This window comes from Methylibium sp. T29 (genome assembly GCF_000576205.1).
GTDB lineage: Bacteria > Pseudomonadota > Gammaproteobacteria > Burkholderiales > Burkholderiaceae_C > Methylibium > Methylibium petroleiphilum.
Window position 1 is genome coordinate 1 of sequence record NZ_AZND01000044.1, and the last position, 22,457, is coordinate 22,457.

21 protein-coding genes and 4 pseudogenes are annotated in these 22,457 nt (G+C 61.7%); 5 read left to right on the forward strand and 20 right to left on the reverse strand.

The window, feature by feature from the left end; genetic code table 11:
* The 10 genes and pseudogenes from x551_RS08080 to x551_RS08125 form a co-directional block, all read right to left on the reverse strand.
* Window positions 1–425, reverse strand: a 425-nt coding sequence (locus x551_RS08080) for a BLUF domain-containing protein (RefSeq protein WP_011828673.1), incomplete at its 3' end; no start/stop codon positions are given.
* 5 nt (window positions 426–430) lie between these two features.
* Window positions 431–1,161: pseudogene (gene folE / locus x551_RS08085) on the reverse strand (GTP cyclohydrolase I).
* A gap of 98 nt (window positions 1,162–1,259) precedes the next feature.
* Window positions 1,260–2,570, reverse strand: coding sequence for a cardiolipin synthase ClsB (gene clsB, locus x551_RS08090; protein WP_051511900.1), 1,311 nt, complete (start codon window positions 2,568–2,570; stop codon window positions 1,260–1,262).
* A 4-nt stretch (window positions 2,571–2,574) separates the two neighbouring features.
* Complete coding sequence (locus x551_RS08095) at window positions 2,575–3,387, reverse strand: endonuclease/exonuclease/phosphatase family protein (protein WP_011828670.1); 813 nt, start codon at window positions 3,385–3,387, stop codon at window positions 2,575–2,577.
* Window positions 3,384–3,866 (reverse strand): dihydroneopterin triphosphate diphosphatase, encoded by a 483-nt coding sequence (gene nudB, locus x551_RS08100; RefSeq protein WP_036232550.1) that lies wholly within the window; start codon window positions 3,864–3,866, stop codon window positions 3,384–3,386. The genes x551_RS08095 and nudB overlap by 4 nt, the downstream gene beginning before the upstream one ends.
* 68 nt (window positions 3,867–3,934) lie before the next feature.
* Window positions 3,935–5,733: pseudogene (aspS, locus tag x551_RS08105) on the reverse strand (aspartate--tRNA ligase).
* Between the two features lie 106 nt (window positions 5,734–5,839).
* Window positions 5,840–6,489: pseudogene (locus x551_RS08110) on the reverse strand (DUF502 domain-containing protein).
* A 43-nt stretch (window positions 6,490–6,532) separates the two neighbouring features.
* A pseudogene (locus tag x551_RS24205) lies at window positions 6,533–6,918 on the reverse strand (FmdB family zinc ribbon protein).
* A gap of 95 nt (window positions 6,919–7,013) precedes the next feature.
* Window positions 7,014–8,591, reverse strand: coding sequence for a ubiquinone biosynthesis regulatory protein kinase UbiB (ubiB, locus tag x551_RS08120; RefSeq protein WP_036232552.1), 1,578 nt, complete (start codon window positions 8,589–8,591; stop codon window positions 7,014–7,016).
* Entirely contained in the window at window positions 8,588–9,151 is a 564-nt protein-coding gene (locus tag x551_RS08125) for a hypothetical protein (RefSeq protein ID WP_051495730.1), read from the reverse strand. Before x551_RS08125 ends, ubiB begins: the two co-directional genes overlap by 4 nt.
* A 221-nt stretch (window positions 9,152–9,372) precedes the next feature.
* On the opposite strand from x551_RS08125, the gene x551_RS08130 reads away from it, so the two are divergent.
* From x551_RS08130 to x551_RS08140, 3 genes are all read left to right on the forward strand, one after another.
* Window positions 9,373–10,767 carry an undecaprenyl-phosphate glucose phosphotransferase gene (locus tag x551_RS08130; protein ID WP_051495731.1) on the forward strand — a complete coding sequence of 465 codons (1,395 nt, stop codon included), beginning with the start codon at window positions 9,373–9,375 and terminating at the stop codon, window positions 10,765–10,767.
* A gap of 37 nt (window positions 10,768–10,804) precedes the next feature.
* A complete protein-coding gene (locus x551_RS08135) occupies window positions 10,805–12,055 on the forward strand; it encodes a hypothetical protein (RefSeq protein ID WP_152543458.1) in 1,251 nt (416 codons plus the stop codon).
* A 106-nt stretch (window positions 12,056–12,161) separates the two neighbouring features.
* Window positions 12,162–13,442 (forward strand): nucleotide sugar dehydrogenase, encoded by a 1,281-nt coding sequence (locus x551_RS08140; protein WP_036232555.1) that lies wholly within the window; start codon window positions 12,162–12,164, stop codon window positions 13,440–13,442.
* 118 nt (window positions 13,443–13,560) lie between these two features.
* Here x551_RS08140 and x551_RS25110 read toward each other — a convergent pair whose 3' ends face one another.
* Entirely contained in the window at window positions 13,561–14,544 is a 984-nt protein-coding gene (locus x551_RS25110) for a hypothetical protein (RefSeq protein WP_216701309.1), read from the reverse strand.
* Window positions 14,545–14,609: 65 nt separating this feature from the next.
* Here x551_RS25110 and x551_RS25115 point away from each other — a divergent pair, with 65 nt between their 5' ends.
* Window positions 14,610–14,966, forward strand: a complete 357-nt coding sequence (locus tag x551_RS25115) for a hypothetical protein (RefSeq protein WP_152543460.1) — start codon at window positions 14,610–14,612, stop codon at window positions 14,964–14,966.
* Window positions 14,967–15,193: 227 nt separating this feature from the next.
* Here x551_RS25115 and x551_RS08145 read toward each other — a convergent pair whose 3' ends face one another.
* The 7 genes from x551_RS08145 to x551_RS24220 all read right to left on the reverse strand — a co-directional run bounded on the left by x551_RS08145 (window position 15,194) and on the right by x551_RS24220 (window position 20,160).
* A complete protein-coding gene (locus tag x551_RS08145; RefSeq protein ID WP_036232558.1) occupies window positions 15,194–15,973 on the reverse strand; it encodes a GNAT family N-acetyltransferase in 780 nt (259 codons plus the stop codon).
* Window positions 15,974–16,107: 134 nt separating this feature from the next.
* On the reverse strand, window positions 16,108–16,992 hold the full coding sequence (locus tag x551_RS08150) for a hypothetical protein (RefSeq protein ID WP_231497647.1): 885 nt from the start codon (window positions 16,990–16,992) through the stop codon (window positions 16,108–16,110).
* Between the two features lie 8 nt (window positions 16,993–17,000).
* On the reverse strand, window positions 17,001–17,384 hold the full coding sequence (locus tag x551_RS27050) for a hypothetical protein (RefSeq protein WP_253950326.1): 384 nt from the start codon (window positions 17,382–17,384) through the stop codon (window positions 17,001–17,003).
* Between the two features lie 754 nt (window positions 17,385–18,138).
* Entirely contained in the window at window positions 18,139–18,615 is a 477-nt protein-coding gene (locus x551_RS24210; RefSeq protein ID WP_256363977.1) for a glycosyltransferase family 4 protein, read from the reverse strand.
* A 121-nt stretch (window positions 18,616–18,736) separates the two neighbouring features.
* The gene (locus x551_RS24215) at window positions 18,737–19,189 is read right to left on the reverse strand and encodes a glycosyltransferase (RefSeq protein ID WP_161727998.1); all 453 of its coding nucleotides are present in this window, start codon (window positions 19,187–19,189) and stop codon (window positions 18,737–18,739) included.
* Between the two features lie 33 nt (window positions 19,190–19,222).
* Window positions 19,223–19,687, reverse strand: coding sequence for a glycosyltransferase (locus x551_RS08160; protein ID WP_161728000.1), 465 nt, complete (start codon window positions 19,685–19,687; stop codon window positions 19,223–19,225).
* Window positions 19,688–19,707: 20 nt separating this feature from the next.
* Window positions 19,708–20,160 (reverse strand): hypothetical protein, encoded by a 453-nt coding sequence (locus x551_RS24220; protein ID WP_081771274.1) that lies wholly within the window; start codon window positions 20,158–20,160, stop codon window positions 19,708–19,710.
* Window positions 20,161–20,456: 296 nt separating this feature from the next.
* Between x551_RS24220 and x551_RS24225 the strand changes: the two genes are divergently transcribed.
* Entirely contained in the window at window positions 20,457–21,233 is a 777-nt protein-coding gene (locus tag x551_RS24225; protein ID WP_081771275.1) for a ChbG/HpnK family deacetylase, read from the forward strand.
* Between the two features lie 42 nt (window positions 21,234–21,275).
* Here x551_RS24225 and x551_RS08165 read toward each other — a convergent pair whose 3' ends face one another.
* Window positions 21,276–21,878: an SCO family protein gene (locus tag x551_RS08165; RefSeq protein ID WP_051495733.1), complete on the reverse strand. Its 603-nt coding sequence runs from the start codon at window positions 21,876–21,878 to the stop codon at window positions 21,276–21,278.
* Complete coding sequence (locus x551_RS25120; RefSeq protein WP_152543461.1) at window positions 21,879–22,304, reverse strand: hypothetical protein; 426 nt, start codon at window positions 22,302–22,304, stop codon at window positions 21,879–21,881. It lies immediately after the preceding gene.
* Between the last annotated feature and the right edge of the window lie 153 nt (window positions 22,305–22,457).

Genomic DNA, 22,457 nt, shown 5'->3' on the forward strand with positions numbered 1-22,457 from the left:
CCCGCTCGGCCGATGATCGACGCCGTCGCGATCAGTTCCTCGAGCAGGGCCATCGAGACCTTGCCGGACACGGTGAACGGGTCGAGTGCCGGGCGCTCGCTGTACTTCAGCACGATCGATGGGTTGATCTTGGCCAGGTTGACTTGGCCCATCGTCCAGCCCGCGAAGCGCCGCTCGGTCACTTCCTCGAAGTGAAGCACCGCGATGTCGCGGTGGCGCGGGTCGCGCACGATCTGCGCGTAGAGGCTGTTGACGACGTCACGGCCACCTTCGAGCACCTGCATGAAGACATCGCCGCCATGGCACAGGATGCCGGTGATGCCGAGCGCCGGGTTGTGTGCCCGGCACTGGGCCAGGATGCCCTCGATGATCTCCGGCGTCACCGGCCCGGCGGCGCGGCTCGCGTACAGAAGACGCACCAGCATGGTCGTCAGCCCTTCTTGTTGTTGACCAGCGAGAGGAACTCGCGTCGCAGGTTGGCGTCCTTCAGGAACACGCCACGCATCACGCTGTTGATCATCTTGGAGTCCAGGTCACGCACGCCGCGCCATTGCATGCAGAAGTGGTCGGCCTCCATCACGATCGCCAGGCCGTCGGGCTCATCTTGTCCTGCAGCAGATCGGCCACCTGGGTCACGGCCTCCTCCTGGATCTGCGGCCGGCTCATGATCCACTCGGTAAGACGCGCGTACTTGGAAAGACCGATCAGGTTGGAGTGCTCGTTGGGCATCACACCGATCCACACCCGACCCATGATCGGGCAGAAATGGTGCGAGCAGGCGCTCCGCACGGTGATCGGGCCGATGATCATCAGCTCGTTCAGGTGCTCGACGTTCGGGAACTCGGTGACCGCCGGCTCGTGCACGTAGCGGCCCTTGAAGACCTCGTTCAGGTACATCTTGGCGACGCGGCGCGCGGTGTCCTGGGTGTTGTGGTCGCTCTCGGTGTCGATCACCAGGCTGTCGAGCACGCCGCGCATCTTGCCGGCCACTTCGTCGAGCAACTGCTCCAGCTCGCCCGGCTCGATGAACTCGGCGATGTTGTCGTTGGCGTGGAAACGCTCGCGCTGCGACTTGATTCGCTCGCGGATCTTGACGGAAACCGGCACGCCTTCGTCGTCGGGCACGGCACGGAGGCTGGGCAGGGTGTGGGGAGCGTTCATCGGAGCATCTCGCGCGGGGCGAGCAGCGACTGCGGTCGACTAGCTTAACGTTTGTCGGATCGCCCTGGCGGCCGGCGGTATTCCCGGCCACCGCCGGCTCAGTAGCGCCCGCCGGCGCCGGCTGCGCGCAGGTAGAGCCGGGCCACCCAGGCGACGAAGCCCCGGCGCAGCCAGCGCCGCCAGCCGGCCACCGGCACCGGTGCGGTGATCTCGCGCGAGACGGCGAAGTCGCGGTCCAGCTCGCGCGACAGGGTGGCCGCGAAGCCGCGGTCATCGACGATCACGTTCGCCTCCAGGTTGACCAGCAGCGACAGCGGGTCGATGTTGGAACTGCCCACCGTGGCCCAGCGCTGATCGACCAGCGCCACCTTCGCGTGCAGGAAGGCCGGGGTGTACTCGAACACCGCCACGCCGTGCGCCAGCAGTTCGTCATACAACGCCTGCGCCGCCAGCGCGGCGAAGCGATAGTCGGCTTTTCCCTGAAGCAGCAGCCGCACACGCACGCCGCGCCGCGCCGCGGCCAGCAGCGCGCGGCGGAACTCGAAGCCGGGGTAGAAGTAGGCTGACACGATGTCGATGCGCTGTTGCGCACGGCGCAGCGCGTCGATGTAGCTGCGCTCGATGCTGCGGCGCTGGCTGAGGTTGTCGCGCACCACGAAGCGACCCGCACCGGCTGCAGCGCACCGGCGCGAAGCCTCCTGGCGAGCCGCGCCGCACCGCGATGCGCAAGCGTCGCAAAGGCGGCGCGCGCGGGCCATCGGCTGGCTGCTGCGCGCGATCTGGCGCACCTCGTCACGCCAGTCGCGACCGAAGGCGGCGCGCGTCCACATCGCGCGGGCCGTCTGCTCGACCGGCCCGACCACCGCGCCCTGCACACGCACCGCGTAGTCGAGCCGCGGGGTGTCGCCCCAGCCATGGTTGAGGTCGTGGCGGTCGTCGAGCACGTTGATGCCGCCGACGAAGCCGACCTGCCCGTCGACCACGCAGAGCTTCTGGTGCAGGCGGCGCAGCTGGCCGGGCTGCAGCCAGTTCCACCAGCGCTGCGTCGGCCGGAACACGGCCAGCGCCACGCCCGCGGGCTCGAGCCGCTCGCGCAGCGCCGCCAGCGCATGCAGCGAACCGAAGCCGTCCACCACCACGCGGACGCGCACGCCGCGCCGGGCCGCCGCGACGAGCGCCGCCGACACGGCCTGCGCCGCGACGTCGTCGCCATAGATGTAGGTGGCGAGCCAGACCTCGTGCGTGGCGTGGCCGATCGACTCGATCATGGCCGGGAACAGCGCATCGCCGCCACGCAGCAACTGCACCTCGTTGCCGCCGCTGAACACGGCCCGGGCATGGGCATACCAGGCCAGGGCCTCGGACAGCACGGGGTCGTCCGGCGGCGGGGCACCGGCCGGAGCGGTCATGCCCTCACGCCTCCAGCGGCTCGAACTCGGCCACCAGCGGCAGATGGTCCGACATGCGGGCCCACGTGGCACCACGCGGCACGAAGGTCGACACGCAACGCCAGCCGCGGGTGTAGACGCGATCCAGCGCGAACACCGGCGCCAGCGACGGAAACGTCAGGCTGCGCTGCAGCCCCTTGGCCGACGGCGCCACGGCGCGCCGGAGACCGGCCTCCTGCATCGCACCGTCGAGGCGTTCGCCCCAGTCGTTGAAGTCGCCGGCCACGAGCAGCGGCACGGCGGGATCGAGCTCCTGCCGCACGAAGGCTGCGAGACGCTGCACCTGCCGCAGGCGGCTCGAGTGGCTGAGGCCGAAATGGGCGACGATGGTGTCGACCGCCCGCCCCTGCCAATTGACCTGCACGTGCAGCAGCCCGCGCTGCTCGAAGCGATGGTCCGACACGTCGTGGTGGTTCGGCTCACCGATCGACCAGCGCGACAGCAGCGCATTGCCGTGCTCGCCGTGGCGCGTGATGGCGTTGGTGCGGTAGGCCACGTCGTAGCCTTCCGGCGCCAGGAACTCGGCCTGCCCCTGCTGTGGCCAGCCGAACGACGTGCGGTCGAAGCGCCGCGCGTCGCGCTTGTGAAAGCGCCGCACTTCCTGCAGGCACACCAGGTCGGCGTCCAGCGCCTCGATCGCGAGCCCGAGGTTGTGGATCTCCAGCCGCTTGGCCGGGCCGACGCCACGCACCCCCTTGTGGATGTTGTAGGTGGCCACGCGCAGCCGCCGCTCGTCGCCCGAGGCCGGCGGCAGCACCGAGGACTGCAGCGGGTTCATGCCCCACCCTGCCAAAGCCGCGGCAGCTGCAGCACGGCCTCGGCATTCGAAGGGGAGAAGCAGCGGTCGGCCGCCTCCCGGTACGGCAGCCACACGTGACGAAGGTGCTCGCGCGGTGCCAGACGGATCGCGATGTCGCGCGGCACCGTGAGCCCGAACACATGTTCGGTGTTGTGGGTCACTCCCGGCGCGTAGCGGTGGCGCCAGACCGGGTAGATCTCATAGACATTGGAGAGCCGCCAGTCGCGCAGCGCGGCCGCAGGCACCTCGCGCGACCCGACCTCGATGCCGGTTTCCTCCGCCACCTCGCGGACGCAGGTCTCCAGCAGGGTCTCGCCAGCGGTGTCCTTGGAGCCGGTGACGCTCTGCCAGAAGCCCGGATGGTCGGCCCGCTCGATCAGCAGGACCTCGAGCGCCGGGGTGTGGATCACCACGAGCACGGATTCGGGGATCTTGTACGGGCGGGATGGCGTCGTCACGTCGTGGGAGGCGGGCGAAAAAAAGGGGCGCCGACCGGCGCCCCTCGATTGTGCGGCAAGCCGCCAGCTCAGACGCCGCTCTGGCCTGCCGCCGGGTTGCGCAGCCGGATGTGCAGCTCGCGCAGCTGCTTCTCGTCGACCGGGCTCGGCGCGTGCGTCAGCAGATCCTGGGCGCGCTGGGTCTTCGGGAAGGCGATCACGTCGCGGATCGAATCGGCCTTGGTCATCAGCGTGACCAGACGATCGAGCCCGAAGGCGAGGCCGCCGTGCGGGGGGGCGCCGTACTGCAGCGCGTCGAGCAGGAAGCCGAACTTGAGCTGGGCCTCGTCGGGGCCGATCTTGAGTGCGCTGAACACCTTGCTCTGCACCTCGGCGCGGTGGATCCGCACCGAACCACCACCGAGCTCCCAGCCGTTGAGTACCATGTCGTAGGCCTTGGCGATGCACTTCCCGGGATCGGTGTCCATCAGGTCCTCGTGGCCGTCCTTCGGCGCCGTGAACGGGTGGTGCACCGCGGCCCAGCGATCGCCCTCCTCGTCGTGCTCGAACATCGGGAAATCGACCACCCACAGCGGCGCCCACTTGTCCTCGAACAGGCCACCCGACTTGCCGAAGTCGCTGTGGCCGATCTTGACGCGCAGCGCGCCGATGGCGTCGTTGACGACCTTGGCCTTGTCGGCCCCGAAGAACAGCAGGTCGCCGTTGCGCGCGCCGCTGCGCGCGATGATCTCGGCGATCGCCGCGTCGTGCAGGTTCTTGACGATCGGGCTCTGCAGGCCCTCGCGGCCCTTGCTCGCGTCGTTGACCTTGATCCAGGCCAGGCCCTTGGCCCCGTAGATCTTGACGAACTCGGTGTAGCCGTCGATCTCGCTGCGGCTCATCTCGCCGCCGCCAGGCACGCGCAGCGCGACCACGCGGCCACCCTTGGCCTGGGCGGGGGCCGAGAACACCTTGAAGTCCACGTCCTTCATCACCTCGGTGAGCTCGGTGAACTCCATCTTCACGCGCAGGTCCGGCTTGTCGGAGCCGAAGCGGTGCATCGCCTCGGCGTACTTCATGACCGGGTAGCCGGGCAGCTCCACGTTCATCACCGCCCGGAACACCGTGCGGATCATGCCTTCGAACATGCCGCGGATCTCTTCCTCGTCGAGGAACGAGGTCTCGATGTCGATCTGTGTGAACTCGGGCTGGCGGTCTGCGCGCAGGTCCTCGTCGCGGAAGCACTTGGTGATCTGGTAGTAGCGGTCGAAGCCGGACACCATCAGCAGCTGCTTGAACAGCTGCGGCGACTGCGGCAGCGCGAAGAACATGCCCTCGTTGACGCGGCTCGGCACGAGGTAGTCGCGCGCGCCTCGGGCGTGCTCTTGGTCAGCATCGGCGTCTCGATGTCGATGAAGCCGTTGGCATCGAGGAACTTGCGCACCTCCATCGCGACCCGGTAGCGCAGGATCAGGTTCTTCTGCATCGCCGGGCGGCGCAGGTCGAGCACGCGGTGCGTGAGACGCGTGGTTTCACTGAGGTTGTCGTCGTCGAGCTGGAACGGCGGCGTGACGCTCGGGTTCAGCACCTCGAGCTCATGGCACAGCAATTCGACCTTGCCGCTCACGAGGTTGGCGTTCTCGGTGCCGGCCGGCCGAGCGCGGACCTTGCCGACGATCTTCAGGCAGAACTCGTTGCGCACGCCCTCGGCGGCCTTGAACATCTCGGCACGGTCGGGGTCGCAGACGACCTGCACCAGGCCCTCTCGGTCGCGCAGGTCGATGAAGATCACGCCGCCATGGTCGCGGCGGCGGTGGGCCCAGCCCATCAGGGTCACGGTCTGGCCGAGCAGCGTTTCGCTGACGAGGCCGCAGTAGGTGGTACGCATGGAAAAAGGCTCCGGAACTCTGGAATCGAAGGCCGCCGTGGCGGCGCAATGTTGGGCGCTGGCAGGCTGTCTCGCAAGCCTCAGGGTTGAACGCGGGCCGCGGCGTTCAACCCGCCAGATTTCGCACCGGCTGTGCCGGAAGGTGCGTCGGCGGCGCCACGACGCCCATCGAGATGATGTACTTCAGCGCCTCGTCGACGCTCATCGCGAGCGCGACGACATCGGCGCGCGGCACCATGAGGAAGAAGCCAGAGGTCGGGTTGGGCGTGGTGGGGACATAGAGGCTGAGATAGTCGCCGCTCAGGTGCTCGCCCGCCTCGCCGCCCGGCCGGCCGGTGACGAAGGCGATGGTCCACGAGCCTGGCGCGGGTACTGCACCAGCACCGCCTCGCGGAAGGCGTTGCCGCTGCTCGAAAACAGCGTATCCGAGACCTGCTTCACCGAGCTGTAGATCGACTTGACGATCGGGATCTGCTGGAGCACGCGGCTACCCTGGCGAAGCCACCACTGGCCGACGATGTTGGTCGCGAACATGCCGGTCAGCAGCAGGCCGACCAACATGACGATCACGCCCAGGCCGGGGATCTGCTTGAGCATCTCGAGCGGCGAATGCGCGGCCGCCGGCAGCAGCGCCTGCGAAGCGCTGAGCAGCCAGGCGAACACGCCGTCGAGCAGGCCGAGCACCGAATGCAGGACCCAGATGGTGATGGCCAGCGGCAGCCAGACCAGCAGGCCGGCGATCAGGTACTTTTTCAATCAGGGCTTTCGGACAGGGCGGAACGCGGCGCGCCTGGGCAGTTCAGTGGCAGGCACAGGACGAGCCGCAGCCGCCCGCGGCCGCCGATGTCGTGGACGCCGGGGTGGCGCCGCCACCCGCATCGCCGCCCGAACTGTTGCCGCCGGCGCCTCCACCGCCGCTGTCGGCAGCCGGTGCAGCAGTTGGCGTGGCGGTGGCGACACCATCCGTCTTGGGCGCGTTGGCCGTCGCAGCCGCGGGCTGGGCGCCATTGCGGAAGTCGGTGACGTACCACCCGAGCCCTTGAGCTGGAACCCGGCAGCGGTGAGCTGCTTCTTGAACGCGCTGGCGCCACAGGAAGGACAGACCGTGAGCAACGGATCGGAGATCTTCTGAAGCACGTCCTGCGCATGGCCGCAGGACTCGCAGCGATAGGCGTAGATCGGCATGACCAAACCCTTGATTCGAAAACCGGAATTGTAAGGGTGCGGCCCCGCGCGGCGCCGGCTCCGCGGACCATGCGCGCCTCGAGCGCTGCACCGCATCAACCGGGCCAGCGCTGCCAGATCTGCACCACCAACAGGCCCATCAGGAAGCCGACGCCGGTGCAGAGCACCGCTTGCAGCAGGCGGTTGGTGCGCCGCTGCTCGGCCAGCAGCGCGGCGAGCAGGGCGTCGGACGGGCCGTCGCCGTGCGCCGCCGGGCGCGCCCTGGCCTGCGCCGCGAGCGCGTCGTGCAGGAGCCGCGGCAACTCGGGCAGCATCTTCGCGTAGCGCGGCGCTTCGTCCTTGAGACGCTCAATCAGGCCGCGCCAGCCGATCTGCTCATGCATCCAACGCTCGAGGAAGGGCTTGGCGGTGCTCCACAGGTCGAGTTCGGGATCGAGCTGGCGCCCCAGACCCTCCACATTGAGCAAGGTCTTCTGGAGCAGCACCAGCTGCGGCTGGATCTCGACGTTGAAGCGCCGCGAGGTCTGAAACAGCCGCAAAAGCACCTGGCCGAGCGAGATTTCCTTCAGCGGGCGGTCGAAATAGGGTTCACAGCAAGCGCGGATCGCGCCCTCGAGTTCGTCGATGCGGGTCCCGGCCGGCACCCAGCCCGACTCGAGATGCAGCTCGGCCACCCGCTTGTAGTCTCGGCGGAAGAAGGCGATGAAGTTCTGCGCAAGGTAGTCCTTGTCGGACTCCGTGAGCGTACCGATGATCCCGAAGTCGAGCGCGACATAGCGCCCGAAGGTCTGCGGCGCCACGCTGACCTGGATGTTGCCCGGGTGCATGTCGGCATGGAAGAAGCCGTCACGGAAGACCTGCGTGAAGAAGATCGTCACGCCGTCGCGCGCGAGCTTCTGGAAATCGATACCCGCCTCTCGCAGCCGCGCCACCTGGCTGATCGGCACGCCCGTCATGCGCTCCATGACCATCACGCCGGGCGTGCAGAGGTCCCAGATCATCTCGGGCACCAGCACGAGATCCAGTCCCTCCATGTTGCGGCGCAGCTGAGTGGCATTGGCGGCCTCGCGCACCAGGTCCAGCTCGTCGTGCAGATACTTGTCGAACTCCGCCACCACCTCGCGCGGCTTCAGCCGCTTGCCGTCGGCCGAGTAGCGGTCGGCCCAGCCGGCCAGGACACGCAGCAGCGCCAGATCCGAGTCGATGATCTGCAGCACGCCAGGGCGCAGGACCTTGACGGCCACTTCGCGGCCATTCTTCAGGACCGCGAAATGCACCTGCGCGATCGACGCGCTGGCAACCGGCTCGTGCTCGAAGCTGGCGAACAGCTGGTCCAGCGGTCGACCGAAAGCCGCCTCCACCAACGCCACCGCCTGTTCGGCGGGGAACGGTGGCACGTCGTCCTGGAGCTTGGCCAGTTCGTCGGCCACGTCGACCGGAAGCAGATCGCGCCGGGTCGACAGGACCTGCCCGAACTTGACGAAGATCGGGCCGAGTCGCTCCAGCGCCATGCGCAGGCGCGCACCGCGCGGCGCATCGAGGCGCCGCCCCACGCCGACCAGCCGGGCCAGCCCACGCACCCAGCGCTGGCGGAAACTCGACAGCGCCAGTTCGTCGAGCCCGTACCGGAGGACGATGAAAACGATGTAGACCAAGCGCGCGAGATCCCTCATCGCGACGGCGATCCGTTCGCGCCGGCGACGAGCCTGGCAGCCGCCTGGGTGGCGCCCCGCAACGCGGCGGCGATGCCCTGCCCTGCACGTACCAGCCCCTCGGCAATCACCGGACCGAACAGCTGGGAGAGATCAGCTTGCACATCCCACCGCAGGTTCTCGACCACCCAGTGCAAGTCAGCGGCGAAGGTCGCATCACCTTGGATCGTCACGCTCGGCCGGCGCCCGTTCAACCAGTCCAGCGCAGCTTGGCCCGGGCTCGACGCCTCGAAGCTCATCTGCAGGTCATCGTTCGTTTCGAGGCCGCCCTCTTCCGGTGCCCATTCCAGCAAGCCGGCGGGCGTTACGCGGAACCTCAGCACCGGCGATCGCGGCAACCAGGACGGCAAGGCATCGGCTCGCAAGGTCACGCACCGGCCAGCGTGCCGGACCAGACGCTCAGCCGCCGCAGGCTCGGAAGCCAGAAGATGGTTGAGCCACAGCGTGAGCCGCTCGGCCATGGCGGGCCCGAGCGACGCCGTGGCGGCGCCGAGCAACGGCGAGTCGAAAGCGTGAAGCATTTGCGAATTGTAGGCAAGCGCCCGCATCGCGCCCCCGGGTATAGGGGCCCGATGCCCCGGGGACTTGCGCGAGAATTCTTGCTGACGAGTTCGGGAAGCGCGACGCTCGTCGATCGCAATGGCTGTAGGTATGTATGACCCACTGCCGCGTTCCGTCGGCCAGACGCGGGACGGCTGTAATCCATGGTAGTGCCTGAAGCGAAAGCCCTGACCCCTTATCCATGTTCGACGACCGCAGCTACAAGAGAACGTTCTACAGCGCACCGCAGTCGGTGACCTCGCTCGTTGCGGCGTTCCTCGAGCCGACGGTGTCGGTGGTGACCTACGTGGCCGTCTGCCACTGGTTCGATGAACCCATCCTGCGGGCTTCGCTGACCCTGTGCCTTCTGGTCTTCGTGCTCACCTTTCCGGGACGCAACCGCTTCCGCGATCACATGGTGGCCGCCGGGATCGACATCGCCTCGTCATGGCTGGTGCTGCTGGCCATCCTGGCGCTCTGCGGCTACGCGACGCGCAGCCTGCAATTCTTCAACCGGGACGTGCTGGTCTCCTGGGCGCTGATCACGCCAGTGCTCCAATGGGGCGCTGTCTGGGCCGGAAAGCTGGTCTTGCGTCGGCGCGCGGCACTCCCCGAAGCGCGCCGCACCGCGATTGTGATCGGCGCCAGCCCGCTGGGCGTCAAAGTGGCCAGGGCATTGACCTCCGGAAGAAGCACTGGCATTGACTTTGTCGGCTACTTCGATGATCGAACCGATGAGCGCGTGCACGTCGACGGGATGGCCAAGCGACTCGGCGGACTTGCCGACGTCGCAGCGTATGTATCACTGCATGGCATTCGCGAGGCCTACATCACCCTGCCGCTGGGATCGCAGCCGCGAATCGTCGAACTTCTCGAATCGCTCCAAGGCACCACCGCATCGCTGTATTTCGTGCCGGACGTTTTCGGGATCAGCATCATTCAAGGCCGGTTCGAAGACGTCAATGGTGTACCCGTCGTGGGCATTTGCGAAACCCCGTTCACAGGCACGAACGATCTCGTCAAGCGCATCAGCGACGTTGTCGTGGCAACGCTCATCTTGATCCTGATCTCGCCGATTCTGGTTGCCATCGCGATCGGCGTGAAGCTCAGCTCACCCGGCCCCATCATCTTCCGTCAAAAGCGCAATGGGCTCGACGGCAACGAGATCACGGTCTACAAGTTTCGCTCCATGACCACTCAGGACAACGGAGCCGTGGTCAAGCAAGCGACGAAGCACGACGCGCGCATCACCAAGTTTGGCGCGTTCATCCGCCGCACGTCCTTGGACGAGCTTCCGCAGTTCTTCAATGTCCTGCAGGGCCGCATGAGCATCGTCGGGCCGCGACCGCACGCGGTAGCACACAATCAGATGTACCGCGAACTGATCAAGGCCTACATGGTTCGACACAAGGTCAAACCGGGCATCACCGGTTGGGCGCAAGTCAACGGCTTCCGTGGCGAAACGGACACGATCGAGAAAATGCAGGCTCGCGTGGAATACGATCTTGAGTACTTGCGCAACTGGTCGCTCGCGCTCGATCTTCAGATCATCATTCGCACGGTTCGAACCATGTTCTTCGATCGCAATGCCTACTGATGCGGCCCGCGGTCCGGAGACTCACAAGGGATTCACGATGAATTTTCACCATAAGCTCAATCTTGCCTTGCTCGGGGTCGTCTGCACTGGAAGTTCGGTCGCCCAGGTGGAGCTCCAGCCTTCGTCGAGTCCGTACTACATCGGTGCATCCCAGGCCTTCACACGCGAAGACAACATTTTCCGCACGCCGGATGGTCAGCCGGAAATCAGCGACACCTACTCCACGACATCGCTCTTGGCCGGCGTGAACCAGCCGATCGGGCGCCAGCGCTTGTTCGCGAACGCGGCCCTCAGCAGGAACCTCTTTCGCGACAACTCCCAACTCAACAACACCGCATACGATCTCGACGCTGGCGTGGATTGGGCCACGATCGAAAAACTCTCTGGCACGCTCAGCTATGCGACCCGGCGCAACCTCGCTCGCTATGGCGTGGATGACGGCCCGACATTGACCACCGAACGGAATGAGGAACGCAGCCAGCAGCTGCTTGCTCGCGTCCAGTACGGCATGGCGTCGCTGCTCTCCCTGGAGGGCACCGCCATCCACCGCAAACTCGACTATTCGGCGGCCAGCTACGCGTTCAAGGAACTGAGACAGAACTCGCTCGGTTTGCGCGTGCTGTACCGCCCCAGCGGCCTGCTCACGCTAGGGGCCGGCGTTCGGGGCACCGACGGCCGCTATCCCTCCGCGATCCAGTCGGCTCCAGGCGTCTTCGAGGAAGATGCATTCGATCGCCGGGATTTCGACCTGTCGGCGGTTTGGGCAGCAACCGGGTTGAGCCGCCTGACGGCGCGCCTGAGCTACAGCAAGGAGGACCATGACCGCTTGCAGTCGCGCGACTTCTCTGGCGTCACCGGAGCGCTGAGCTGGGCCTACGCCGCCACCGGCAAGCTCAATTTCATCACCGACCTGATCCGCGATACCGGTTCGGAGAACAGTTTCAACAGTTTCTCGAGCGGTGCCAGCACCTCGGGCAACACCAATCGCATTTCCAATGCAGTGCGCCTGAGGGCCACCTATGACGCGACAGCCAAGATCCGATTCGGAACCGACCTCAAGTACCAGAAACGCGATCTCGTCAATACCTTCGCGCTGACCGGTGGCACCTCGACGCAAACCGGCAATGACAAGACCACCGAGTTCGGCCTGACGGGGCGCTACAAGCCGACCCGCAATGCGGAGATCGAGTGCGGTGTCGGGCGGGAGAAGCGGACGACATCTTCGCCGATTTCCTACGCCTACTCGGCAGGCAAGGCCAGTTGCCAGGCACAACTGATATTCCAATAGCCATCGCACCCGCGAGGCTCCGGTGCAGGTATCGCACCCGATGGCCGGAAGCATCTGATGCCCCGGCGCGACAAGTATTCATCATCCCTAGCAAGAGGTACGTATCGTGTCAGTCGTTGCAGTCATAGGCCTGGGTTACGTGGGACTTCCCCTGGTGGTGGAATTTGGCAAGAGCATGCCTGTGATCGGTTTCGACATTGTTGAAGCCAAGGTCGCCAAATGCCAGGCCGGGACGGACCCTTCCCGGGAGATTCCCGATGAGGAGATGCGGGCGGCCACTCATGCAACGTACACCAGCGATGCCGCGCAACTGAGTGCTGCCGACTATCTCATCGTCGCCGTGCCGACGCCGGTGGACGATGCCCACATCCCCGATTTCCGTCCCTTGATCGGAGCCAGCAAGGCCATCGGCGCCCACCTCAAGAAGGGGGCCGTTGTGATCTACGAATCGACGGTGTATCCCGGAGCCACCGAAGAGATCTGCATCCCCGAGCTCGAGAAGGCATCGGGCTTGAAGTGGAAGCGCGATTTCTTTGTCGGCTACAGCCCGGAGCGGATCAATCCGGGAGACCGCGAACACATGCTCACGAACGTGGTGAAGGTGGTCGCCGGCGATACCCCGGAGACCCTGGAACGCGTGGCGAGCCTGTATGAACGCATCGTGAAGCCCGGAGTGCATCGTTGCACCAGCATCAAGGCAGCCGAAGCGTGCAAGGTGATCGAGAACACGCAGCGGGATCTCAACATCGCGCTGATGAACGAACTCGCGATCATCTTCGACAAGATTTCGATCGACACCGCGGAGGTTCTCGAGGCGGCGGGCACGAAGTGGAATTTCCTGCGCTTCAAGCCCGGCTTGGTTGGCGGGCACTGCATCGGCGTGGATCCGTACTACCTGACCCACAAGGCCGAAATGCTGGGCTACCACCCGCAGGTCATCCTAGCGGGTCGGCGCATCAACGACGGCATGGGCAAGTACATCGCCGAGCAGACCGTCAAGCAGATGATCGGCGGCGGCAGCTATGTGAAGGGCGCCAAGATCAACGTCCTCGGATTGACCTTCAAAGAGAATTGCCCTGACCTGCGCAACAGCAAGGTCATCGACATCATCCAGGAACTCAAGAGCTACGGCATTGAAGTGTTTGTGCATGACCCGGAGGCCGATGCCGAAGAGGCCATGCACGAATACGGCGTCAAGCTGCTGCCCTGGGATGAACTGCCCCGCGCCGATGCCATCGTCGCTGCCGTCGCGCACAACGAGTACAAGTCGCTGACGGCCAGCGACTTCACTCGCAAGGTCGTCAAGGGCGGCAATTTCATCGATGTGAAGGCCAATTTCGACGAGAAGGACTTGCAGGCGAACGGCATCAAGGTCTGGCGCCTGTAAGCCTTCCGCTCGGGCGGCGCGCCACGGCGCTGCCGCTCTCTTCTCCTGATGGCCGTGGCTCGGCCGCTACAGACGCCGCCACGGCCTTGCAGCTCGCTCGACGGCAGAGTCGTCTCGCCTAGATTTTGACGGCGTCGTGCCGATGAAACTCGAACGCAGGATCAACTCGCGATCGAAAAAGATCGGATCGAAATCGCCAGACATTCCAGTCGATTGCGAGATCCCCGCCCACTCTCGAGTAGGTATGGACGCAATTGGTGCGACCACCTCCGCCGAGCGTCGCCAACAATCGTTCGTTGATTCCTTGCATCGAGATGGATTCCACCGCCAGCAGGTGTACGGCCCGGCCATAACGACCGCGGCAATCCTGCACCGGACGAATCCATTGCCCCTGCCATTGAAACCAGGGCCCGGCGGGCCGACTTGTGGCCGCATCGACCCGCAGCGGGTTCAGCGACATGGGTTGCCAACCGCTCGTCAACGCCGATGAATGGTAGACATGCAAGGTGTCGTAAAGCCGCATGTCATAGGGCGATTCATCACAGACGCTGCCACCGCTCTGCCCGACGCCGCTTGCCGTCAGCCACCACCCTGCATGGTTGCGATGCAAAGTGGCATCTGCCAGCCGGACTTGCTGCAACAGGTCAGCAACCGGCTCCCATTCGAATGGGAATTTCCTGGCACGATAAAGCACCAAATCGCCACGCGCTCCGCTTTCAGGCAGCATATACCATTTGCCATCGCACTTGAATACCTGCGGATATGACAGATGGCTTGAATCCTCGAGAACGACCACAGGTTCACTGCAATGGCCTGATGCATCGATCGAGACGCAAACGATGCATCCTTTTGGTGACTTTATAGAATCTTCTTCGAAGAATACCCAAAGCAAATCTCCATCGCGCGCCACAAAAGGATCTGCCCAGATTTTATCAATTGGCGGAACAAAATCTATGAACTGACTGCCCGCAGTCGGCCAGAGATGATCCGGAACCAGGTTCTGGTAAACGCGAAACGCCCACTGATCATGCGCGGTCAAGCGATGCGCCATGTGGCGTAAGGCACGACCCAGGTTGCCCCCACGTGCGGCAGCAAGCGGCATGTCGGGTACCGGAGATGAGCCCACCCGGGGGACTTCGGACGTTTGCCCCCCACGCGACGAGCGATGTGCCCCACGAGATCCGCCAATCTCGCTGCCGCAGCGTCCACGGATCGCGCGATGGAGTGGTCTTTGAGTGCACAGCGCCAGGTCAATCTGTCGGTTCGGCCGCGGTGCCGCCAAATGGCTTCCAGATCGATGCTGCCGGACCCGCGCTGCAAAGCCCGTTCGACAACGACAGCCAAGTGGCACGCTGGTTCACCGTCGGCTCGCAATTCAATCGAGTCCTCCTGCTCGAAATCCCGAGCATCCGTCAGTGCGACGCAGACAAGGGCATTCCGTGCATCATCCTCGATGTGGCCCAGGTCTCGGGCATACCCTGCTCGCAACAACGAACAGGCCCCGGCATTCCGAGCCGAATCTAAAAGACCGGCAAGGCCCAACGGAAATAACGGCGCAGCACGTCCTTCGACAGGAACTCCAACAATTACTCCGTCGACGGCGAACACTTCTCGCAACACCTCGGCGATCGTCAAAACCCAACGAGGGTAATCGCCCTGGCGCGTCATCAGTCGCCACGAACTCATCGATCGTGAGTCAATCACGACGAACAGCCATCACTCGAGGCACGGTTGCGCATGCTTCACACACGTCAAAACGAGGGCATTTCGAAATTTCGACCACCATTTATCGACAAAACAAGCAGGACACTCGCATGGAACAAGCGCTGCCATCTTGCCTTGTATTCCTTCGGAAATTTCGAGATCAGGGACTTGAGAAATCTAATCAACTTGGCCTTGAACGTCTTGTCGTCGATGATATCGTATTCAACCACCTTGCGTCCACCAAACTCCTCTTTGAATCGATTGACCAAAAGCAAGGCCTTGTCTTCGATGCCTGCATACCAACCGCAGAAGTCGTAGGTATAGCAACCCCGCTTTCTCAGCCATTGCATCTCGCGCCAATGCAGCAAGCGATTCGATTGCCCGATGATCTTTCGCAGTGATGGATCCGTCCCTCGCAGGCTGGCGGAATACAAGACTAGAAACCTACCGGCGGTCCACAAACTGGCATGCCAGATCAGCGTTTCCTGATCTCGGATAACGCGACTGAGAACAAGACGCCCGGACTCATGCAGCGCTTCGAGTCGCGGCGTCCAGATCGGCCAGATCGACTTGCTGCGCGAAAAATCATCATAAAAAGCCAAGAACTCGACCAGCTGCTCCCGCGTGGATTTTTCGATGATCTCGATCGTCGTGCTCTTGTCGGCCTCGGCCGCTCGAATCTGAGATCGGGTGTTGCGATCGAACGATGCAAGGAGCGCTTCCGGCTCGGGCGTCAGATCGATGAGCAAGGTATGGAATTCCTCGCTGCGCTTGCCAGGTACAGGAAATTCCGCCTGGTTCCTGAAAACCACATCGAACAACCCCACTTGCTCTGGTTCATCGAACCAAAGCTCTTGGCAACGCATCTTTTCTCGCGACCTAAAACAGATCATGCAATGAAGCCACCGGTCGTCCAGACAGAACCTGAGACCGGATCAAGATCGACACGGCATCAAGCGGATCAGGCCGCATGATTGACGGACAACTCATCGATCAGCGACTTGGTTTGCTTGATGTTTGCCCGACTTGAAGCACCGAACACGATGGATTCAATATTCTGCTGCTCGCATACGTATGACAGGGCCGCCCTCGGAGAAATGGCCCCTGAAGCGAAGACCGACATCGCGACCGGCCTGAATCTACGGGTTTCGATAATATCTTCATATACCTTAACCCCGCCACACATTCTGAAACCTATCTTGTTGATGTTGGAGCAAACGATAGGATTTTCGATGCCTTGCCCTTCGAGCACGTCGAGCATCTTCGGGAGGTTCATCGTGATGAAACCCGGTTCGGCGTTGTATTTTTCTCGCACATGATCCGCAAAGAACCGGAACATCTCATTCATGCCCAATCCCATCAGCAGATCAGCGATCACATTCTGAATGAAGATAACAGGGGTCGTCAGCCCATGGAACATCTTCATTTCAGCGTCGATCAGCAATTTCAGGATCGCCTGGGCATCCTTTCCTGCCAAAGCCACCCCACCTTTCAGCATGGCACCAAGTGCACCATCGGACGGCAAGAACATCCTGAGCGCATCCACCATTCCATGCTCGGTAACCGCATTGGCATATTTATGCGCATACGGCATGCACGGATAGAAAATATAATCAGGATATTTTTGTTTGTTATCTCTGAAATAATCACAAATCTTTGCGACACGATCATGTGTTGTACACATGAAGGTGCGAACGCCTTCCTGATAAGCGGTATCAAGAACATCGATCACGGCTTGGAGATCTTGAAAGCGCATTGATTGCGCGCGTGCTTTCTCCTCTGACATATGATTGACGCCAAAAAACTGGTTGTCGCCGAATAAAACCCTGTCCATGCGATGATTCATATCATGTCTCAGCTAAACAATTTACCGATCAGGCCCTTGCGATCGCCTCGCGACGCCGCACGTGGCGTGACGTCCCCAATCTTGTCGGTCGCCTCTTTGTCCGACAAGATCATTTCGACGATCTGGTCGGTTTCCAGCGCAGACCTGAAACTGTTCTGACCATCCCTGCGATCTTGCTTGATGCTTTGCACAAAGTAGTCGATCTGCGCGGAGTATTCCTCTCCCCGCAGGTAATACCAGACCTCTTCGGTGAGATCGGTTGTGTAGCGGACAGTCCAGCCTTCGTCGACGCCAGGCAAGGAATCCTGCCGTTGCCGGAGATAAATCTGACACTCTTGTCGATCTGCGGTAATCCGACCATTGGTCCCCCAAACAGAGATCTTGGTCGACATTTTCCGGTAGCTTTCGTCGCTCCAATTGACTGCCAGTTGGCACTCGCTCCGTCGGCGAACGCAAGGGAGCAATAGACCTCGTCCTCAACGTCGTTCGAGAAGACCCTGTTGAGCACACTGCCGTGAACCGACGCAGGCGCCTCGAACACAAAGTTGACCAAGTCGATGGCGTGGCAGGCGTAATCGTAGAGCGCCCCGCCGCCTGATTCTTCGCCGAGCGCCAAGTCATTCCTTTTTGGCGCAGCACCACCGGCCCATAGGCTTCCGCCCGAACATGATGAATCTTGCCGAGCGCACCTGACTTCACGATACGCGCAGCTTCCTTGAAGGCACCGACGAATCGATAGTGGTAGCCAACTTGGGTCACTAGATTCTTCTGATCAGCAAGCTCAACGAGTTTCTGACCATCTTTCGAATCCAGCACGAAGGGCTTCTCGCAGAATACATGCAACCCACGCTCAAGCGCCTTTCCCACCATGCCGGCATGGAGCGTAGACGGCGTTGCAACGAGCAAGGCGTCAAGCTGCTCCTTCGCCAGCATTTCATCAAAACTGGCGTAGCACTTCAGATTCGAATACTTCGTCAGAATATCTGTCAAATAAGTCGTGGTATCGCATGCGGCAACCAGTTCTACTTCCGGATGCGCTCGCACTATCGCAAGATGCGACAGACCCATCTTCCCCAAGCCAACCATGGCAATCCTAATCACACAAGCTCCTTTTTTTTCCAATTCAATTTTCGATTCACAATCATGCTATTTATCTATAATGGCGGAATACAATTCGTCAATACTTCTCGAAACATAGACCGAAGAGAATCCTTGCTCAACGCGCCTCAAGGCCTTCTGACCCATCGACTGCCGGAGCGACGTATCTGATGCCAGCTTGATCAAAGCTCGCGTCAATGCCTCGACGTCGCCTGGATTGATCAGGAAACCTTCTTCGCGATCACGCACCAGTTCCGGAATTCCACCCACTGTGGTGGAGATGATCGGCAGCTTCCATGACATCGCTTCCAGGATGCTCATGGGCAATCCTTCGTTATAGGACGGCAGCACGTAGATCGATGCGCCACGAAGCAACGCCCGCTTCTCATCGCCGACCACCCAACCACAGAACTCGACGGCATCACCCACACCCAGTTCCCGGACCAGGTCTTGTGCTCGTTCTATTTCACCTTTGCCGCCGATCTGGAGCCGCATGGATGGGCAATGGCGAAGCACTTCAGGCAACGCCTCAGAAGATCGTAAATCCCTTTGCGTTCGCCAACTTCACCCAAAAAAAGAATATTGACGAACTCGCCGCCGACCGCATCACAAGTAGGCTCCTTCGGCAGAGTCACGCCATTTGGAATCACACGGACACGTGCCGCGGCTCAATCGAAATAATATATTCTTTCCAACTCTCCGACAGAACGACAATAGCGTTCGCCTTGCGAAGCTGCCAACGAATCAAGCAGAGCGACCAGCGCGGCTGACGTGCCACGAACTCTTTGGTGCGAGAACCGTGGAGATGCAGAATGACAGGCACTCTACACAGATGAGCCAGCGACGCAAATATTGATTTCCGCCAAAAACTCCCATAAGCGGCGACGTGACAATGCAGCCCATCGACTTTTCGTTGAGCCAGCAAACCAGCAAATCGAAAAAATGCAGAACAAAAAACCTTGAAACGCACCCAATACCCACCTTCGACGTGCGTATCTATCAGCGAGATGCCCCATTTATCGAATATTCCATCATCACGATATCCTTCGACGACAGAACGCATGCCACCACGGGCGACGGTACAAAGCATCACGATCATGGCAGTACTCATGCTCTCGTCAGCGTCATGATGCTAGATCGCATGAACGAACTTCTTGACTTTATCGATCATCTCAACAGACGCGTATTGCGAAGTAGCTTCGATTGCCTGGTTCAGCTTTCCATCAACAAAACTGCTCAACAGCTCTTCCATCTTGCTTTCGTCTTCCGCAATCCATACACCAGGTCGACCGCGCAGCCATTCCATCCCATGCAACTGATGGTCTGAGGTCGCTTCACCCAGCTGCATTTTTCTCGGCAACAGGATCACAGGCTTCTGTGCTTGCATCGCCGAAATGATGGAGCCCATTCCGAGATGAGCGACCATCAGGTCGCAATTCCTGATGGCATTGGAAAACTCATCGGGTGGAAGCGTTCGAACCCATCTTGCATTTTTGGGATGATAGGTCCCGGCGCCGATCTGCATGCTGACATCGCTGTAGTTCACATGCCCAGCCCAGCGATCGACCACCTGAACGAGTCGGTCGAACGGAAACATCGAACCAATCGTCACGAAAATCATAAAGTCCGTCCCCAGTACTCGATGCTATTTTCTTTGGCGATCTCCTCCCATTGACTGAGGCACCGCGTCGCGACCTTTTTCGCCTTGCGACCCGAGGTCGACAATTCCTTGCAATTGGCAATACTGTCGATCCACAGTGTGCGTGCACTGAACAAGCGTCCGAGAGTGATACAAATCAGCGCCGGCCCGGAACCTGTTGTGACGATCACATCCGGTCGCTCACGCAACAGGATCCAGAACATCCGAAGTACCACCACGAAGAACGCCAACTTGTTCTTTCGCGAGGCGTCCTTGAAAGAATAGAAGCGGTGCCCTGGAACCTCAGCAGCAGATGCGGCATGCACGCTGGCGTACACCACCTCGCAACCCTCGAACGCAGGCCGCAATCGCAGCAACTGCACCCAATGCCCACCGCCCGAGGCGATTGCCAGTACTTTTCTTTTTGCCACGCAATTATCCAAATTAAATCAAGCCCGATCAGGTAGCATTCCACCACCATCTCGAATCGACAGAGAATGCCGTCCGAATCAACATGCAGAATTCGCGCCAGGGTTATATATCAGGCACGGTTGCATTGCAGCAAACATCGTAGTGTAGATAAGCTGAGGCGCCTCGTTCGTCCAACCCACAACGAGTCGACAACGATTCGGTGATACCGCACGCATCCGCGAACCTGTCTGCCTGGCGCATGGACGAGCACGTTCGGCATTCATGGGAAGAGCACACAATCGGGTAGCATCGTGGCATGAAGATCACCATCACAGCCGACGACTACGGCTGGTCGCCCGACAGTGTCGAGGCTACATCCACCTGCCTGTTGGACGGATCCATCAACAACGCCTCGTTGATGACAGGTGCACCTGCATTTGAACAGGCACTCGCATTCGCGAAAACTCACCCCCAATTCTGCTATGGCATTCACCTCACACTTGCCGGACGTGGCCAATTAAAACCAGCAGCATCACGCTCGAAAGTCGGAACGCTCCTGAATTCCGAAGGTCAATTAGGCTCATTACGACGCTTTCGGGCATTCGCCCTGCTTGGGCAGATCGATCCACAGCAGATCGAAACAGAAATCAGCGCGCAAATTGCCTTGGCACGGGATGCCGGCATTTTGATAAGTTATGTAGATTCGCACCACCACGTTCACAAATTGCCGATCGTGACGGAAGCGCTCAATCGAGTATTACCAAAATTCGGCATCGATCGTGTCAGATGCGTTCAGAACTTCTATATTAAACCTGCCTACAGCAAACCAACATACTGGCTCGGAAAATTTCAGGATCGAAAACTGCGACAACGCTGGAAAACGACTGACTGGTTCTATATGCCAGCCACACTGCTCGAAACCGACTGGCAGGAAAACCTATTGCAGCGCCTGATCCCGAACACGTTGGAGATCGGCGCACACCCCGGAACCGTAGAAAATTGGCGCAAGACAGAGTTCGACGATATACGCACATTTTCCCAACTAGCCCGTACTGCGCGCCACGATCTGGTCAGTTGGGTGGATGTCATTTAAATAAAACCAGCTTACAAACGCCATCGCGCCAAAGCAGATCCGTCAAAGTCGCGCCAATTGACTCATGGTCTCTGCGACATACGAAATCGTCGGCAAATCAGGCGTTCGGTATCTCAAGCGCGCCTGCCGATCGAACAGGTAGACCTGCCCCGTGTGCTCGTCGACACCTCGATTGCGCCCACCCAAGAAACTGAACAACGTGTCGACATCTTGCAGCTTCGGTGCCGCAGCGCTCCACAAGCGATGCGCCCCAAAACTCGCTTTCCACCGACGCAACGCCGCCGGATCGTCGTTGAGCGGATCGATGGTCAATGACAGGAGCTGGGCATCTCGGATTGCCTCGATCTTCTGCGCGACCCCTGCGAACAAGGCGCCCTGGATCGGGCAGATGGCGCTGCACCCCGCAAACATCAGCTGCACCGCCGTCACTTTGCCCCGCAGGTGTTGCACCAGCTTGAAGGTCTTGCCATCGTCCGCGACCAGGGGGATCGACGGTGCCGTCTGGGGAGGATCGACCGGCCCGAACGGTGCGTGAGCCGGAGGTTGCGGCGGCGCCGCCTCGCTGCCCAGGCCTAGGCCCAGGCCACTCGCGGCTGCGATCGTGACGAAACTACGTCGATTCAATGGAATCTCCAGGCCACGCACTCACGGTGTCGATTGCGTGACGTAACTCCACAACGCCTCGCATTGAGGCCTATCGATCCTGTAGCGCGGCATCGCACGCTGAATGATCACCTTGGCCGGGTCGACGCCCGTTCTGAGCAGTTCACAGAACGCGTCCACGTCATAACGCGTCGGCGGCCCCCCACGACGAGCAGCCAGTCCTTTCAGCCCTTCGGGAGACAAGCGAGGCCCGAATGCCGCCGTCTTCTGCGACCCCGCAGATGGAGCCGGTGCCGCCGCCAGTTCATGACAGTTGATGCAGCGACTTGCCGTCATCGGCAACGGGGTCTCGTGTCCAACGATATACCCCGCCAGCATCTGCTGCCCGAGATACAGGCGGGCACCGAGAGGCTGTTCTTCCTGCTGCGCGAAAAGCGAAGCCGGCGACACCGCCAGCCCCAGCAGCAAACCCGTCCAGGCGGTCAAACACACCGACGCGCGCCCAACGCTGTTGCATTCCTTCGGCGTACGAGGCCCGCGTCGCGCGGCAGAACGATACCCGACAGCGGTCATTCCTTTCCGCTCACGGCGGCGTGAAGGTCACGGTGCGCTCTGTCGCAG

Coding starts and splice junctions, on each gene's coding strand:
- clsB (WP_051511900.1), bottom strand. CDS start 2,570: ATGACCGCTCCGGCCGGTGCCCCGCCGCCGGACGACCCCGTGCTGTCC.
- x551_RS08095 (WP_011828670.1), bottom strand. CDS start 3,387: ATGAACCCGCTGCAGTCCTCGGTGCTGCCGCCGGCCTCGGGCGACGAG.
- ubiB (WP_036232552.1), bottom strand. CDS start 8,591: ATGAGGGATCTCGCGCGCTTGGTCTACATCGTTTTCATCGTCCTCCGG.
- x551_RS08125 (WP_051495730.1), bottom strand. CDS start 9,151: ATGCTTCACGCTTTCGACTCGCCGTTGCTCGGCGCCGCCACGGCGTCG.
- x551_RS08130 (WP_051495731.1), top strand. CDS start 9,373: ATGTTCGACGACCGCAGCTACAAGAGAACGTTCTACAGCGCACCGCAG.
- x551_RS08135 (WP_152543458.1), top strand. CDS start 10,805: ATGAATTTTCACCATAAGCTCAATCTTGCCTTGCTCGGGGTCGTCTGC.
- x551_RS25110 (WP_216701309.1), bottom strand. CDS start 14,544: ATGCCGCTTGCTGCCGCACGTGGGGGCAACCTGGGTCGTGCCTTACGC.
- x551_RS08150 (WP_231497647.1), bottom strand. CDS start 16,992: ATGAATCATCGCATGGACAGGGTTTTATTCGGCGACAACCAGTTTTTT.
- x551_RS27050 (WP_253950326.1), bottom strand. CDS start 17,384: ATGTCGACCAAGATCTCTGTTTGGGGGACCAATGGTCGGATTACCGCA.
- x551_RS24215 (WP_161727998.1), bottom strand. CDS start 19,189: ATGATCGTGATGCTTTGTACCGTCGCCCGTGGTGGCATGCGTTCTGTC.
- x551_RS08160 (WP_161728000.1), bottom strand. CDS start 19,687: ATGTTTCCGTTCGACCGACTCGTTCAGGTGGTCGATCGCTGGGCTGGG.
- x551_RS24225 (WP_081771275.1), top strand. CDS start 20,457: ATGAAGATCACCATCACAGCCGACGACTACGGCTGGTCGCCCGACAGT.